Source organism: Acinetobacter sp. ANC_7503, from assembly GCF_056780035.1.
This window is the reverse complement of sequence record NZ_JBWYJA010000016.1, coordinates 32,093-47,872: the sequence shown is the minus strand read 5'-3', so window position 1 is coordinate 47,872 and position 15,780 is coordinate 32,093. Positions and strand designations below refer to the sequence as shown.

At 40.1% G+C, this 15,780-nt stretch carries 17 protein-coding genes and 1 pseudogene; 4 read left to right on the top strand and 14 right to left on the bottom strand.

Going from position 1 to position 15,780, the window contains the following annotated elements; translation table 11 throughout:
• From AC1M9M_RS14150 to AC1M9M_RS14130, 5 genes and pseudogenes are all read right to left on the bottom strand, one after another.
• Positions 1–80: pseudogene (locus AC1M9M_RS14150) on the bottom strand (hypothetical protein); the annotation flags it as partial.
• A gap of 92 nt (positions 81–172) precedes the next feature.
• Positions 173–2,308, bottom strand: a complete 2,136-nt coding sequence (gene fusA, locus AC1M9M_RS14145; protein WP_035268315.1) for an elongation factor G — start codon at positions 2,306–2,308, stop codon at positions 173–175.
• Between the two features lie 131 nt (positions 2,309–2,439).
• Entirely contained in the window at positions 2,440–2,910 is a 471-nt protein-coding gene (gene rpsG / locus AC1M9M_RS14140; protein ID WP_004648014.1) for a 30S ribosomal protein S7, read from the bottom strand.
• Between the two features lie 180 nt (positions 2,911–3,090).
• Positions 3,091–3,465 (bottom strand): 30S ribosomal protein S12, encoded by a 375-nt coding sequence (gene rpsL / locus AC1M9M_RS14135; protein WP_004648013.1) that lies wholly within the window; start codon positions 3,463–3,465, stop codon positions 3,091–3,093.
• Between the two features lie 171 nt (positions 3,466–3,636).
• Positions 3,637–5,064: an EcsC family protein gene (locus tag AC1M9M_RS14130; RefSeq protein WP_481596647.1), complete on the bottom strand. Its 1,428-nt coding sequence runs from the start codon at positions 5,062–5,064 to the stop codon at positions 3,637–3,639.
• Positions 5,065–5,339: 275 nt separating this feature from the next.
• Between AC1M9M_RS14130 and AC1M9M_RS14125 the strand changes: the two genes are divergently transcribed.
• Positions 5,340–6,569: a beta-ketoacyl synthase N-terminal-like domain-containing protein gene (locus AC1M9M_RS14125; protein WP_481596646.1), complete on the top strand. Its 1,230-nt coding sequence runs from the start codon at positions 5,340–5,342 to the stop codon at positions 6,567–6,569.
• Positions 6,570–6,597: 28 nt separating this feature from the next.
• Positions 6,598–7,050, top strand: coding sequence for a CopD family protein (locus AC1M9M_RS14120; protein WP_481596645.1), 453 nt, complete (start codon positions 6,598–6,600; stop codon positions 7,048–7,050).
• Between the two features lie 53 nt (positions 7,051–7,103).
• Here AC1M9M_RS14120 and AC1M9M_RS14115 read toward each other — a convergent pair whose 3' ends face one another.
• The 4 genes from AC1M9M_RS14115 to AC1M9M_RS14100 all read right to left on the bottom strand — a co-directional run bounded on the left by AC1M9M_RS14115 (position 7,104) and on the right by AC1M9M_RS14100 (position 11,483).
• The gene (locus AC1M9M_RS14115) at positions 7,104–8,525 is read right to left on the bottom strand and encodes an amino acid permease (RefSeq protein ID WP_035268305.1); all 1,422 of its coding nucleotides are present in this window, start codon (positions 8,523–8,525) and stop codon (positions 7,104–7,106) included.
• 134 nt (positions 8,526–8,659) lie between these two features.
• Positions 8,660–9,019, bottom strand: coding sequence for a RidA family protein (locus AC1M9M_RS14110; RefSeq protein ID WP_035268302.1), 360 nt, complete (start codon positions 9,017–9,019; stop codon positions 8,660–8,662).
• A 56-nt stretch (positions 9,020–9,075) separates the two neighbouring features.
• Complete coding sequence (alr, locus tag AC1M9M_RS14105; RefSeq protein WP_481596644.1) at positions 9,076–10,179, bottom strand: alanine racemase; 1,104 nt, start codon at positions 10,177–10,179, stop codon at positions 9,076–9,078.
• Between the two features lie 44 nt (positions 10,180–10,223).
• On the bottom strand, positions 10,224–11,483 hold the full coding sequence (locus tag AC1M9M_RS14100; protein WP_481592386.1) for a D-amino acid dehydrogenase: 1,260 nt from the start codon (positions 11,481–11,483) through the stop codon (positions 10,224–10,226).
• 138 nt (positions 11,484–11,621) lie between these two features.
• Between AC1M9M_RS14100 and AC1M9M_RS14095 the strand changes: the two genes are divergently transcribed.
• Positions 11,622–12,086: a winged helix-turn-helix transcriptional regulator gene (locus tag AC1M9M_RS14095; RefSeq protein ID WP_092768640.1), complete on the top strand. Its 465-nt coding sequence runs from the start codon at positions 11,622–11,624 to the stop codon at positions 12,084–12,086.
• Between the two features lie 54 nt (positions 12,087–12,140).
• On the opposite strand, the gene AC1M9M_RS14090 is transcribed toward AC1M9M_RS14095, so the two are convergent.
• Positions 12,141–12,788: an HAD-IA family hydrolase gene (locus AC1M9M_RS14090; protein WP_481589576.1), complete on the bottom strand. Its 648-nt coding sequence runs from the start codon at positions 12,786–12,788 to the stop codon at positions 12,141–12,143.
• An 83-nt stretch (positions 12,789–12,871) separates the two neighbouring features.
• On the opposite strand from AC1M9M_RS14090, the gene AC1M9M_RS14085 reads away from it, so the two are divergent.
• Complete coding sequence (locus AC1M9M_RS14085; RefSeq protein ID WP_035268321.1) at positions 12,872–13,639, top strand: hydroxymethylpyrimidine/phosphomethylpyrimidine kinase; 768 nt, start codon at positions 12,872–12,874, stop codon at positions 13,637–13,639.
• Between the two features lie 33 nt (positions 13,640–13,672).
• On the opposite strand, the gene AC1M9M_RS14080 is transcribed toward AC1M9M_RS14085, so the two are convergent.
• The 4 genes from AC1M9M_RS14080 to AC1M9M_RS14065 are packed head-to-tail and all read right to left on the bottom strand — an operon-like array spanning position 13,673 to position 15,587.
• Positions 13,673–14,341, bottom strand: a complete 669-nt coding sequence (locus AC1M9M_RS14080; RefSeq protein WP_481596643.1) for a nuclease-related domain-containing protein — start codon at positions 14,339–14,341, stop codon at positions 13,673–13,675.
• Between the two features lie 36 nt (positions 14,342–14,377).
• A complete protein-coding gene (locus tag AC1M9M_RS14075) occupies positions 14,378–14,866 on the bottom strand; it encodes a methylated-DNA--[protein]-cysteine S-methyltransferase (RefSeq protein WP_180028722.1) in 489 nt (162 codons plus the stop codon).
• A 31-nt stretch (positions 14,867–14,897) separates the two neighbouring features.
• Complete coding sequence (gene sugE, locus AC1M9M_RS14070) at positions 14,898–15,215, bottom strand: quaternary ammonium compound efflux SMR transporter SugE (protein WP_180000188.1); 318 nt, start codon at positions 15,213–15,215, stop codon at positions 14,898–14,900.
• A 54-nt stretch (positions 15,216–15,269) separates the two neighbouring features.
• A complete protein-coding gene (locus tag AC1M9M_RS14065) occupies positions 15,270–15,587 on the bottom strand; it encodes a DMT family transporter (RefSeq protein ID WP_481588038.1) in 318 nt (105 codons plus the stop codon).
• Positions 15,588–15,780 lie beyond the last annotated feature (193 nt).

Below are 15,780 nucleotides of genomic sequence, written 5' to 3'. Positions count from 1 at the left end.
GTTGTTTTACCATGGTCAACGTGACCGATTGTGCCCACGTTAACGTGTGGCTTATTACGTTCAAACTTAGCCTTAGCCATGAGATCTTCCTTTTTAAACTACTCATGGAGGATCACTCCATGAGCACTTGGTTTTAAACTATGAATTAGTTGGGCTTATAGTAATCGAAAGATTACTCGTCGTCACCTTTTTTACCACCAGCTTGGAACTTAGCAATGATGCCTTCAGCCACGTTACGTGGAGTTTCAGCATATTTAGCAAATTCCATAGAGTAAGTCGCACGACCTTGAGACATAGAACGCATGTGTGTTGCGTAACCGAACATCTCAGAAAGTGGAACTTCAGCACGGATTGCTTTAGTACCGCCAGGTAAATCGTCCATACCTTGAACCATACCACGACGACGGTTTAAGTCACCCATGATATCGCCCATGTAGTCTTCTGGAGTTTCTACTTCAACTTTCATGATAGGTTCAAGAAGAACAGGATCTGCTTTCATGAAACCATCACGGAATGCGTAAGAACCCGCCATTTTGAACGATAATTCGTCAGAGTCGACATCATGGTAAGAACCATCGAACAATGTCGCTTTGATGCCAACAACTGGGTAACCAGCTAGGACACCATTCTTCATACGTTCTTGAATACCTTTGTCTACAGCACCAAAGAATTCTTTAGGTACAACACCACCAACAACTTCTTCAGCGAACTCGTAGTCTTTACCAGCTTCAGGATCCATTGGCTCTAAACGTACATATACGTGACCGAATTTACCTTTACCACCAGTTTGACGAACAAACTTACCTTCTTGCTCAACAGATTTTTTAATCGTTTCGCGGTAAGCAACCATTGGTTTACCAATGTTCGCTTCAACACCGAATTCACGCTTCATACGGTCAACGATGATGTCAAGGTGAAGCTCACCCATACCAGCAATAATAGTCTGACCAGATTCTTCATCAGTACGAACGCGGAATGATGGATCTTCTTTCGCCAAGCGGCCCAAAGCAACTGACATTTTTTCTTGGTCAGCTTTAGTTTTAGGTTCAACTGCAAGTGCAATTACTGGCTCTGGGAATTCCATACGCTCCAATGTGATCACGTTGTTTTCATCACAAAGTGTATCACCTGTAGTCGTATCTTTAAGACCTACACATGCCGCGATATCGCCCGCACGAATTTCTTCGATGTCATGACGGTCATTAGCGTGCATCTGTACAATACGACCAACACGTTCACGTTTAGATTTAACAGGGTTATAAACTGCACTACCAGCTTTTAGAACACCTGAGTAAACACGAACGAATGTCAAGTTACCAACGAATTTGTCGTTCATAATTTTGAACGCAAGCGCAGCAAACGGTGCTTCATCAGACGCTTCACGAGAACCTTCTGTCTCATCTTTGTCGTCTAAGATACCTTTAATTGCTTCAACGTCAGTAGGTGCTGGTAAGAATTCAATAACAGCATCCAACATACGTTGAACACCTTTGTTTTTGAACGCTGAACCACAAAGCATTGGTTGAATTTCATTCAACAATGTACGTGCACGAAGACCACCGATGATTTCTTCTTTAGTCAAATCACCTTCTTCTAGGTACTTATCCATGAGTTCTTCTGATGCTTCTGCAGCAGCTTCAACCATGTTCGTACGCCATTCTTGAGCAAGCTCAACAAGGTCAGCAGGAATTTCACCGTATTCAAACTTCATACCTTGAGATGCTTCATCCCAGATAATCGCTTTCATTTCGATAAGGTCTACTACACCTTGGAAGTTTTCTTCTGCGCCAACAGGAATCACGATTGGCACTGGGTTACCACCAAGACGTGTTTTTACTTGTTCAACAGCACGGAAGAAGTTTGCACCAGTACGGTCCATTTTGTTAACGAACGCAATACGAGGTACTTTATATTTATTTGCTTGACGCCATACAGTTTCTGACTGAGGTTGTACACCACCTACAGCACAGTAAACCATGCACGCGCCGTCAAGAACACGCATAGAACGCTCAACTTCGATCGTGAAGTCAACGTGTCCCGGTGTGTCAATTACGTTAATACGGTGTTGTTCGAACTGGTTACCCATACCTTTCCAGAAGCAAGTTACTGCTGCTGAAGTAATAGTAATACCACGTTCTTGCTCTTGTTCCATCCAGTCAGTTGTTGCTGAACCTTCGTGAGTTTCACCTAGTTTGTGGCTCTCACCTGTGTAGAACAAAATACGTTCAGAAGTCGTTGTTTTACCAGCATCAATGTGTGCTGAGATACCAATGTTACGGTAACGAGAAATTGGGGTTTGACGAGCCATGATTTCTTGCATTCCTAAATTTTGTTGTTTAAAACAGGACGCTTTAAGCTGCTGAGCAGCTTAAAGCGATTCGATGACAAATCAGTGAAACCCGACTTACCACCCTCCTGAATAGGGGCTGTTTTATCCGCTTAGAAACGGTAGTGAGAGAAGGCTTTGTTGGCTTCAGCCATACGATGCACATCTTCACGTTTCTTGATCGCTGAACCTTTACCTTCAGCTGCGTCAAGCAACTCACCAGCAAGGCGTAACGCCATAGTTTTTTCAGAACGCTTAGCAGCAGCATCTACTAACCAACGCATCGCTAAAGCAGTACGACGGGATGGGCGTACTTCCATAGGAACTTGGTATGTAGCACCACCAACACGGCGTGCTTTTACTTCGACCATAGGACGAACTTTTTCAAGAGTAGTCTCGAAAAATTCAACTGGGTCTACTTTAGATTTTTCTTGAACGCGGTCTAAAGCACCGTAAACGATACTTTCAGCAATAGATTTTTTACCATCTTGCATTACGTGGTTCATGAACTTAGCGATTGTTTGGCTGCCGAACTTAGGATCCGGAAGGATTTCACGAGCAGCGACTACGCGACGTCTTGGCATTTTAATACTACCTATAAATATGACACTTCAGGTTTATCCAGCAGCAGTACAAAGTGTCATGTACTATTCGCTGGCCTTACTACACGTCGCTTGAATTTCACAAAATTAAATGCAGAAATCAGACAAGCGAGACGATAAAGGATTGCAGTTCTATACGTTTAAGAAAATGATCTAGTTAGATTATTTCTTAGGACGCTTAGTACCGTATTTAGAACGTGACTGGTTACGATCTTTAACACCAGCACAGTCTAAAGAACCACGAACGGTATGGTAACGTACACCTGGTAAGTCTTTAACACGACCACCACGGATAAGAACAACACTGTGCTCTTGTAGGTTATGGCCTTCACCACCGATATAGCTAGATACTTCAAAACCTGAAGTTAAGCGAACACGGCAAACTTTACGCATTGCTGAGTTAGGTTTTTTAGGTGTAGTTGTGTAAACACGTGTACAAACACCACGACGTTGTGGACAAGCCTTCAACGCAGGAACTTTTGATTTTTCAATCAAAGTCGTACGACCCTTACGGATCAACTGATTTGTTGTTGCCATGTGGCAATTCTCCCGTTAATAAAAAGCCCCAAAAAATACTACTTTTTGAGGGCATGCAATTGTAAGCCAAGAAGTAAAAATGGTCAACATTCAACATGACATCAAATATTGACCATTGTGTGCTTACAACGAAATTTTCAGAATGATTTGATCAACCATTCATAACTAAATTTATTGTTTTTTCTGTGAAGTAGGTAGTGAGTTTGCTGCTTCGTCTTTCTTTTTTGAATTACGACGCTTAGGGGGCACTTTTACCTGCACAATAGGTTCGCCTTGAGGCTGGTCTTTATCAGCGTCTTGAACACTTTCATTAGAAGCCGATTCCACATGTTTTTCAGCTAAGGCCTTAAGACCATCCTCAACACTGACCACTTCTTCTTTTTCAGACTCGGTAGATTTTGCTTCAATTTTAATTGCTGAAATTGAATCATTATGAACTGCAGACTCATCAACTTGAATAGACTCTTCTCCTTCAAGTTTTTTTGCAAACTCTTCAACCTCAACCACTAACTCATTATTGATTGACACTGCGGAATTCAATGCGAGTGAAGATTGCTTTAATAATTCTGTACCGCGCTCAAAGGCCTCCTGAACAGATACCTGCTCATCTGGATGTTGGAGAATGTACTTCTGTGCTCCTGAAAAAACAGCTCTAGCTTTAGTATGAGCCTCTTCCACCAAACGCCAGCTATATACTGCACCAATACCAGCACCAGCCACAGGTGCTAATTTAGATAAAATTGAAATTTGAGGAATCTGATTCAACCAATTCCATTTATAACCACCTTCAGGATTACTCAGCCAATTTTTTAAAGCCGTGAAGTCGTTACTAGAGCCCAATAGGGTTTGTAGCTGATGAGTATCTTGTGTTTCCAATAAATTTGCGACTGTTCTTAATGCCACTAAAAGTGTTTGCTTTTCCGCAATAACACCTAAATCGACTTGTTTGAATACATACTCAACGATCTCTTGCTCTTGACGATGATTAAGTTCAAAACCGTGCGCGCGCCCTTCTTGGTAAATACTACGCAACGTAAATGCCAACGAGAAAGGAATATCGATGGCCGTACCAACTACGCCTGTCGCACCAGACACTGCCCCCTGAACCGCTGCAATCAACTTATTTTGATTGGCTAATGCTTCACCGATACGATTCGCACGATCAGGGCTTGATTTAAGTTCATCCAAGCTTTTTGCACCAACTTCCTTTAATACATGCTCAACTGAACTTAACTCAGAAACAAAATCATTCAATTTATCAAAAAAATAATCTGCAACTTTGTTGTTTAAGTCCGGAGAGATAAAAGAAGCAACATTATTTAATTTACTGTAATGACGACCAAAAATTTTTTGAGAAACTTGAGGGACATGATCACGAAATAATTGTTGAGGGGTTTCGTACTTTTTTTGTTCAGTCATTTTTCTCTCATCTAAAGTTATGTCAATAATTTTTTGTGGATCAGGTTGTTGCGTCAATTTCGCAATTGATCCTGGTGCAACATGTTGTGCCAGTTCAAATCCAGTAGCACTGAGCTTTTTAGCCACTCCAAATGCTTTTAATACCAGTCCGCTAGATTGCTTATTATTAGAATTTGCCATTTACAACCCTCCTTCGCATTTATCACTTATGTTTAAAATTCTATGCGCAGTCAAGAGTTATCTCAACTTTATCGTGTTTTATTCGGTTGCAATATAGTGAACATATCTGCCAATAAGCGTTTTAACGCTGCGATATTGATTTGCCATAAGAATTTAAAATAGATTCTGATATCATGATACGAATTTTTGACAAGATCTTATGGACTTTTACATCCAATCAAATCATCGATGTGAATTTTTCCATAAAATGACTTCACCATAATAGGGAATTGTAAATGAAACGTGTTGTAATCACTGGTATGGGCATTAACTCATGCATTGGTAATACATTAGAAGATGTAAATCATGCCTTACAAAATGGTATTTCAGGCACACGTTTTAACCCAACTTATGCTGAACTTAATTTTAAAAGTCATGTTAGTGCTGCAGCAGAACAAAATTTTGACGGTATTGACCGTAAACTGAAACGCTTTATGGGTGTATGTGCGATGTATGCCTATAACGCTGCAGTCGCTGCGGTTGAAAATGCGGGTCTAACCGCTGAAGATCTTGCGGGCAATCCTCGTTATGGTATTGCGGGTGGTTCAGGCGGCAACTCTACAGCTTCTGTCGCTGAAATGATTGAACTTCTTGAAGAGAAAGGCGCACGTAAAATTGGCCCTTTCTTTGTTCCACGCAATATGTCAAATACTATTACAGCTAACGTTGGTGTGGCATTCAAATTACAAGGTATCGCTCACTCTATTACAAGTGCTTGTGCAACCTCAGCTGATGCCATTGGTTACGCATACAACCTGATTCAACTTGGCAAACAGGATCTAATGCTCGCTGGTGGTGGTGAAGAAGACCATTGGTCACAAAGCCTATTATTTGATGCAATGGGTGCTTTATGCTCAAAATATAATGACTCACCAGAAACCGCTTCTCGCCCTTACTCTGCTGATCGTGATGGTTTTGTCATTGCTGGCGGCGGTGGTTTCGTGGTACTTGAATCTCTTGAGCATGCTCAAGCGCGCGGTGCAAATATTCTTGCTGAAGTCGTTGCATATGCAGCCAACTCTGATGGTGCTGATATGGTCGCACCATCAGGTGAAGGTGCAACACGTTGCATCTTGATGGCACTTGATGAAGCAAAACAGCATGGTGTTGAAAAAATTGATTATGTAAATACACACGGCACATCTACACCAGCTGGTGATGTGACTGAATTGAAAGCAATGGAACGCGCATTCGGTGAAGGTCAAGTACCACCTTTAAGTTCAACAAAATCTATGACAGGTCATAGCTTAGGCGCTGCAGGTGTACAAGAAGCGATTTACTCTATTCTCATGATGCAGAAGGACTTTATTGCACCAAATATCAACGTTACTGAGCTTGATGAAGGTGCAAAACCATTTGATATCGTACTTGAAAAGCGCGATACAAAACTGAATACTGTAATGAGTAACAGTTTTGGTTTCGGCGGCGTAAATGCCTGCCTCATTTTCAAGAAATGGGAAGGCTAATTTAATTCCGCCCATAATGGGTGATTAGATGGATGCTCCTTCAGATGCTTTCCTATGGGTAAAAGCATTACATATTATTGCTGTGGTATGTTGGTTCGCTGCTTTGTTCTATCTACCACGGCTTTATGTTTATCATGCGATGAGTGACGATGCCATAAGTCATCAACGCTTTGAAGTCATGGAACGTAAGCTTTATCGTGGCATTATGTGGCCTGCGATGATCGCAACATTGATCACTGCACATTTTTTAGTGGACTGGGGTGATGCAACTCGACATTATCATGAAGCTTTATGGTTTTATTTAAAAGTTGGTTTAGTCGGATTACTGGTCATATACCACCTAGTGTGTGGATATTACCGTAAAAAACTCATTGATAATGCACACTATAAAAGTCATAAGTTCTGGCGCTATTTCAACGAAATGCCCACATTGATCTTATTCGCAGTTGTAATTTTAGTTGTGGTCAAACCTTCATTCTAACTAAAGAATATAAAAAAACCTCCATTCGTGGAGGTTTTTTCTTTCTCTAAAAATTAATTATGGTTACGCTTACGCATACGTGGTTTATAAAGAACACGGTATGTTACAGCCAACAGAATTAACCAGATTGGGCTAATCATCAAAGCTTTCAGCGTGTCTGGCTCTAAACTTAAAATGATTAATGCAAATAGCAAAAATGCCAATACAACGTATGACATTGCCACTCCACCCGGCATTTTAAAATTCGACTTTTCATGTAGCTCAGGTCGCAATTTACGGTAGCGTATATAGCACACCATGATAATCGCCCAAATACTAATGAAAAGAATCACACACAGCGAACTTGCTAATGTAAAAGCTTCCATCGTATTTGGCACAAAATACTGAAATGCTGCACCGGCCATAATAAATGTACATGAAAAGATTAATCCCTTAGCAGGTACGGCACGACTTGAAAGTTCTGCTAGCTTTTGAGGGGCTTGGCCGTCACGGGCCAATCCAAATAACATTCGACTGGTAGAAAAGACACCACTGTTCATGGAAGACATCACAGAAGACAAAACCACTAGGTTCATAATCACAGCAGCTGAACCAATACCCGCAAATAAGAATAATGTGACAAATGGACTTTGATCTGCTGGGATATTGATCCAAGGTGTCACAGACATAATCATGATCAACGAAAGCACATAGAAAATAATAATACGTGTCGGAATAGCATTAACCGCTTTTGGTAAATTTTTTTCAGGATCTTTGGTTTCCGCAGCCATCGTCCCGAGTAACTCTACACCAACAAAGGCAAACATTGCGATTTGAAAGCCTGCCAAAAAGCCCATGGATCCTTTCGGGAACATTCCACCATGAGACCAAATGTTACTGAAGCTTGCAACAGCACCACTTGGTGACTGAAAACTCGTAAACACCATGAAGGCACCCACCAAGATCAATCCAATAATGGCTAGAATTTTGATTAATGCAAACCAAAACTCAATTTCACCAAAAAGTTTTACAGTGACTAAGTTAATTGCGAGTATGAATAAGACACATCCTGCACTAATCGCTGCTTGCCCCATTGGGGTAAACATTTGATCTGGAGGTAACCAAAAACTGAGATAATTGATAATTGCTGCTAAATCAGCAATACCGACCAAAATCCATCCCAGCCAATAGGACCAACCAATATAATACCCTGCACCTGGTCCAATGAGATCATGTGCCATATCAATAAATGATTTGTAGTGCAGATTAGATAAAAGGATTTCACCAAGGGCACGCATCAAGAAAAAAAACATAGCACCAATAATCATATAAATGATGATGATTGAAGGTCCTGCAAGTGAAATCGTTTTTCCTGAGCCCATAAACAACCCTGTACCAATCGCTCCACCGATGGCGATGAGTTGTAAATGTCGATTTGAAAGCTTACGCTGTAATTCATTGGGAGATGATTGTTCATCAATATTTGTGGTTGTCATTATTCAACATCCTTTTACACCATCTAATCTAATCGATCAGCCTAAATTCCGCTTCAAACTGAGATTCGAGAGATTTTGTTATTATGAGAGGAGCCATAAATGACTCTTCCTCGTGAAGTCTTACTTATATTCAGTTATTTCAATGCAGCAATCACTGCGATTTCAATTAACCATTCTGGATTAACGAGGTCAGCCTGAATGGTTGCTCGTGATGGTGGTATTGAATCCTCCATCCATTCAATCCAAATTTGATTGAAGATTTGAAAATCTTCCAAATTCTTCACGAAAACTTGTGCTGACAATAAACGAGATTTATCTGTGCCTACTTGAGCCAAAAGAGCGTCGATCGTATTCAGCACATCTTTCGTTTGTAAGGCGATATCAGGCGTCGTAATCTTAGGTACTTGACCAGAAAGATAAGCCACTTGATTAAAGACTGTAACTGCACTCATCACGCCATTACTATTGAATTTTTGAATATCCTGATTTTGCATATTAATTCCTTGATTACTCAGTATCGATCCTAGTGTTGATCGTTGAATTTTTAACATTAAATTTCTAGAACAAATGGAACCCGCGTCGTTACGCCACACATTAACTCATATCCCACAGTACTCGCTCCTGCAGCGACCTCATCAATCGGTAACAAACTTCCGTACTTTGAGACGCCCCACAGTACGACTTCACTGCCAATTTTTGCATCTTCAATATGCGTGATATCAACAGCTAGCATGTCCATACTTACACGACCAATCAAAGAAGTTTTTTGTCCATTCACAAGCACTGTTGTGCCAGATTGAGTAATCCGTTGATATCCATCTGCATATCCACAAGCGACAATGCCAATTTTCATAGCTTGTTCTGCAAAAAATGTCGATCCATAGCCAATACTTTGCTGAGGATTAATTTTTTGAATTGCAATCAATTCACTTCTTAAAGACATTGTTGGTTTTAAGTCCCAATCTTGAATAGTATGGGTTGGATAATCCGGTGAACTCCCATACAACATAATGCCACTACGTACAATGTTAGAGTGGACATGATTGGCATGTCTAAGAATGGCTGCGCTATTACTTACTGAGCAAGGACCACCTAAAGCACTGACGATTTGATTGAATACTGAAATTTGATAGTCAACGCCAACCTGATTCAAGCGCTCGCCATCAGCATCAGAAAAATGTGTCATGTGAGTGATTGATGACACTTGCGGCAATTCAGTTAACAGACTCCAAATTTCAGAGTAACGTTGAGGTTGGAATCCTAAACGATTCATGCCACTGTTCATTTTCAGAAAAATATTAAAATGTGCATCTAAACCGCACCGATTAATCCATTCGACTTGAATCTCATTATGAACGGTAAATTGAAGTTCCAAATCATGACACAACTGTAAATCCGCTTCTTGAAAGATACCTTCCAAAAGCAAAATTGGGCCTTTCCAACCTAAATCTCGAACTCGTTGTGCTTCACTCAGCTCTAGAAGTGCAATCCCATCAGCATCCTTTAAGGCTGAATAAATGCGCTCGATCCCATGGCCATAAGCATTAGCTTTTACAACAGCAAAAATTTGGGCATTTGGCACATGTTGCTTAGCAACTTTCAAATTATGTTTGATTGCGTTTAAATGAATGACAGCCTGTATCGGGCGAGACATATTCCTTGTCCTATTATATTTTTTAATAGCAAACCACGCAGCCTTTAAGCTGCGTGGTTATAACGTTGAATTGAAAGTCCATCGGTACTAATCTCTGGAGTCCGATTCAGCACTAAATCACTAATCAGCTTTCCAGAACCACATGCCATGGTCCAGCCGAGCGTGCCATGTCCAGTATTTAAAAATAGATTCTTATATTTCGTCGCACCGATAATAGGCGTACTGTCTGGTGTCATCGGTCGTAGTCCCGTCCAGAAACTGGCTTGTGCCATATCTCCACCTGGGAACAAATCACGTGTTACCATCTCTAAGGTGCCACGGCGATCCTCATTTAACTCTTTATTAAAACCACTTAACTCAGCCATCCCACCAACACGAATTCGTTGATCAAAACGAGTTATTGCAATCTTGTAGGTTTCATCCAATACGGTTGATTGAGGCGCATATTGCGCATCCACGATAGGTATAGTTAATGAATATCCCTTTACTGGATAAATGGGCAAATCTAGACCTAATGGTTTAATAAAATCTCGTGAATAGCTACCGAAGGCAAGTACATAACGATCTGCTGTAAGTACTTGACCGTCGACAACAACGCCTTTAATTTCATCACCTTCAACTACGAGTTTTTCAACATTTTGATTAAATTTAAACTCAACACCAATACCTTTTGCATATTCAGCAAGCGCGTTGGTAAAGATATAGCAATCGCCAGTCTCATCATTTGGAAGATGTAAACCACCGACCAATTTGTCTTTAACTTCCGCTAAAGCAGGCTCAACTCGACCTAGACCTTCACGATCTAATAACTCAAATTCGACACCTGTTTCTTTTAAAACTTCAATGTCTCGTTGAACTGCGTCTAATTGCGCATCCTTACGAAAAATTTGTAATGTTCCTTTTGAACGATTCTCATAAGATATGCCAATATTTTCGCGTAATTCTCTTAAACAATCTCGACTGTATTCAGCAACACGTACCATACGCTCTTTATTGATAGCGTAATGTGCCGCATTGCAGTTCTTCAACATTTGAGCCATCCATTTCAGCTGCCACAAGCTTCCATCTACATTAATTGCTAATGGTGCATGATGTTGAAACATCCATTTAACCGCTTTAAATGGAATTCCTGGTGCGGCCCATGGTGTAGAATACCCAGGAGAAATCTGTCCTGCATTGCCAAAACTCGTTTCTTCGGCAGGACCTGATTGACGATCTAATACAGTGACGCTTGCTCCTTGTTGCGCTAGGTAATACGCACTTGCAACACCAATGACACCACTACCTAATACAATAACGCGCATGAACTATCCCTCAGCACTGTGTAGTTTATTTCACTAGTATATTTTTGCTTTAATAGTTTTTTTCACTCTTTTAATCGTTATAATTTAGGTAATTTAAGGGTTTTATCCTGAAAAAATTAAAAAATAAGGAAATTATTCATGCGGAAATTAGATCGCACTGATCGTATGATTTTAGATATTCTGCAAAAGGACGGTCGTATTGCCATTAGTGAACTGGCTGCAAAAGTAAATCTTTCTACAACCCCATGCTCGGAAAGAGTGAAAAGACTAGAACGAGATGGCATTATTATGGGCTATTACGCCCGATTAAATCCGGAGTTATTGGAGCGTAATTTACTCGTCTTTCTAGAAATTAAGTTATCGGCGAAATCTGGAGATGTTTTTGATCAAGTCGCCAAGAATTTAGTTGAGATACCTGAGGTATTAGAGTGTCATTTAATTTCAGGTGAATTCGATTACTTGGTGAAAGCGAGACTAAAAGAAATGAGTGCTTATCGCCAACTACTGGGTGACCTGCTTAAAATGCTTCCCTCCTCTGCATCCTCCCATAGTTACATCGTGATGGAAGAGGTCAAAGAGTCCTTGTACTTGGATCTAAGCTAAGCTACGAAGAGCAATCTCTTGAGAGTTGCTCTTGAGCCCAAATTTCGGCTTAGATTAATCAACGTAATTTAAAATTTGATGGAAAGCTTGAATTCTGGCTTTGGGTGCAGCAGCGGCTAACTCTGCATCACTGCCATAACCGTATTCCACCGCAATCGTTTCAATCCCATTTTTTCGAGCACCGATAATGTCATGCTCTCGGTCCCCTACCATTAAACAGGTTTCTGGCTTAATTTTTTCTCGCTCTAAAATATATGCAATAAGTTCAGCTTTATTGGTGCGGTCACCATTTAACTCACTGCCATAGGCATAATCAAAATACGGTGTGAGATTGAAATGTTCAAGAATTTTCTGGGCATACACCTCAGGCTTTGCAGTAGCTAAAAACAATCTGTAACCTTTGTTCTTAAGTGTTGCCAATGTCTCTGCTACATCTTCAAATAATAAATTTTCAAATAAACCTTTTACAGCAAAGCGTTCACGATAACCAAGTAAAGCCTGTTCCGCCAAATCATCATTCACATCAACCTTCAAAATTTTGGCCAACGAGGCTTTTAAAGGTGGTCCAATAATCCAATCAATATTCTCATCCTCCGCGATAAGATGACCTACTTTTTCTAAACCATAACGTGCAGAAGTCGTAATACCCACTTTAGGATCAGTTAGCGTTCCATCTAAATCAATGAGAATATTTTTAATCATGCTGTACCTTTTTTAGAAATGCTATCGAGACTTCTCAGAAACTTGCCTATACTACTCCAAATTGATCGATGAAGGACATTGTTGTGCGCCCTACTGTATTGTGCTTTTCTGGTTTAGATCCATCTGGTGGTGCTGGCTTACAAGCAGATATTGAAGCGATCGGCCAAAGTGGTGCTCATGCAGCAATCGCATGTACAGCGTTAACCATTCAAAACTCTCAACAAGTTTTTGGATTTGAAGCAACCTCAAAAGATTTACTGCTGGCTCAAGCGAATGCTGTAGTGAACGATCTTCCTATCAAAGTAGTGAAATCTGGCATGCTCGGCACTACCGACAATATCGCCGCTTTGGCAGAATTCCTAAGAGCACATCCTGATTTCCAATACGTACTCGATCCAGTTTTGGTTGCCAATAGTGGTGGCTCATTAGGAAATCAAGCAACATTGGTCAAGGCTTTTGTTGAATTGATTCCTCTTGCTACGATTCTTACACCGAATACCGTTGAACTTCGCGCATTAACAGGCTGTGAAGATTTAGATCAAGCTACACAGAAGTTATTTGAAATGGGTGCTAAAGCTGTATTAGTCAAAGGTGGTCACGAAGACACACCGACTTATATTAGAAATGCACTCTACATCAACGGTGATATGGTCTCTGAAACAAAATGTCCTCGTCTTGAAGGTGAGTATCATGGTTCAGGCTGTTCTCTTGCTAGTTTTATTGCAGGGAGGTTGGCACAAGGTGATCAAATTAAAAATGCAGTTCACCATGCGGAAACATGGCTATTTGGTGTATTAAAACGTGCTGAAATCCCAGTTGAAGGTGGCCAAAGAATTCCAAAACGCTTCTAAATAAAAAGCCCACTGACTGTGGGTTTTTTTTTATTAATCTTTTAGTCTTTCTTTGACTGATCGGATATGTTCTCTATTGGTTTTCCACGATTTTTGAAGCGCTGCTTTTTCAATACGATATTTAATTCTCTGTAGTCTACGATCATCAATCACTTTCATTTGGTAGCTTTTAACTTCTTCAATCCAACTTTTACCCCAATGAACATGTACAGGAATTGGTGTTTTAAACTCACAATTAGGCACGAAAACTATTAACCCATGTATCGACAGATTTGAATCGATTAAATCTTTTAACAATCCCTCTAAAACCTTTATATGCTTGTAGTTTTGGTGCAATGGATTTTGAAATTTATGGCTAGATTTATAAATTTTTTGAGTCCACATTTTTTGATGTGATGAGCCAAAAATCCAACCTTTATAGTTTTTGGTCTCAATCACAAATATTCCATAAGGACTCAATAAAATATGGTCAATCTGTGTGGTCTGATTGTCCTGATCCAAAAATGTTAGATCATTCAGTAAAATATAGTCCTCATTCAAAATTTTTTTTGCATGATATTGGACAATGTATTCACCCAATTTTCCTTTGATATAAGGTACAAACATTTTGAATACAGGGATGATTGCTAGAACTAAGATCAACCACCATAACTGCGATATGAGATTAAAAACAATTGTAATTATAGGATTTTCATTAGACATAATTTTTGTATTTCATATGTTTATGTTGTTATAACATCACCACTTATCATCTTCAAGCTGCAGCAGCTTAAGCTTATTTTCCACACCTCCTGAAAATCCGACCAGCTTGCCATTGACACCTATTACACGATGACAAGGTACAATGATCGCGATAGGATTTTTCCCATTGGCCAAGCCTACCGCTCGAACCGCTTTTACATTCCCAACATCCTCAGCAATTTGCTTATACGTTCTAGACTCTCCAAAAGGAATTTTTAACAGCGCATTCCATACCGAGCGTTGGAATTCTGTCCCATAAAGTTCTATGGGCAAATCAAATACCTGACGTTGTTTTAAAAAATATTCGCGAAGCTGTGTTTCGGCAATGCATAAAATCTCGTGATCATCCCGCTGAATTACGATTTGATTTCGGATAAACTGAGGAAGTGCATTCTCCCAAGCGACAACAATCAATGCTCGATCATGAGCAACCAATTGAAGTTCACCGACAGGTGTCATTATTTTTTTTAAATAAAATTGAGTCATTTTTTAATCGCCTGAAAGTTGAATCATCTAACTATGTTGATGATAACTTCATCAAGACCAAACCCGAAATAATCAATACTGCAGCGATCATTCTCATTGCATTTGCAGGTTCTCCAAGAATAAAAATCCCAACCACAAATGAACCTACAGCGCCTATGCCTGTCCATACGGTATAAGCTGTCCCGAGTGGCAAAGTTTTCATCGCATGGGAAAGTAAAGCAAAACTTGCGATCATGAAAACGATCGTCAAAATACTGGGTGTCAATTTGGTGAATCCATCTGAAACTTTCATAAAATAGGCCCAGACCACTTCCAACAACCCTGCAACAATCAAGACTAACCAAGCCAAAATAAACCCTCTCTCAATTAAAAAAAGCAGCGTATGGATACGCTGCCTTAAATCTTACGCTGAAGCTAATTTCATCATGACTAAACCTGAAATAATCAGAATAGCCGCAATCATCCGCATTGCTGTCGCAGGCTCACCCAGAATAAAAATGCCGACTAAAAAAGACCCTACTGCACCAATCCCCGTCCAAATCGTATAGGCAGTTCCCAGAGGGAATGTTTTCATGGCATGTGCCAACAACCCAAAACTGAGAACCATAAAAAATAGAGTAATTGCAGTCGGTGTGAATTTAGTAAATCCTTCAGACATTTTCATACTATATGCCCAAACGATCTCAAATAAACCCGCGAGAATAAGAATAAACCAAGCCATGATGCCTGCTCCCAATTAAAATAATTTAAGAGTCAGGCCGTCCTGACGATTTTTCTCAGAGAAATGAGGGAGGTCGTTCCTCCAAATGATGGTTGAATTATATCAACACACGCACAAAATAGGCGCAATTTTACAATTTTTGACCCAAAATACACCTACAAAAAATAGGTCATTATCGGACTAGCTTTTCTAG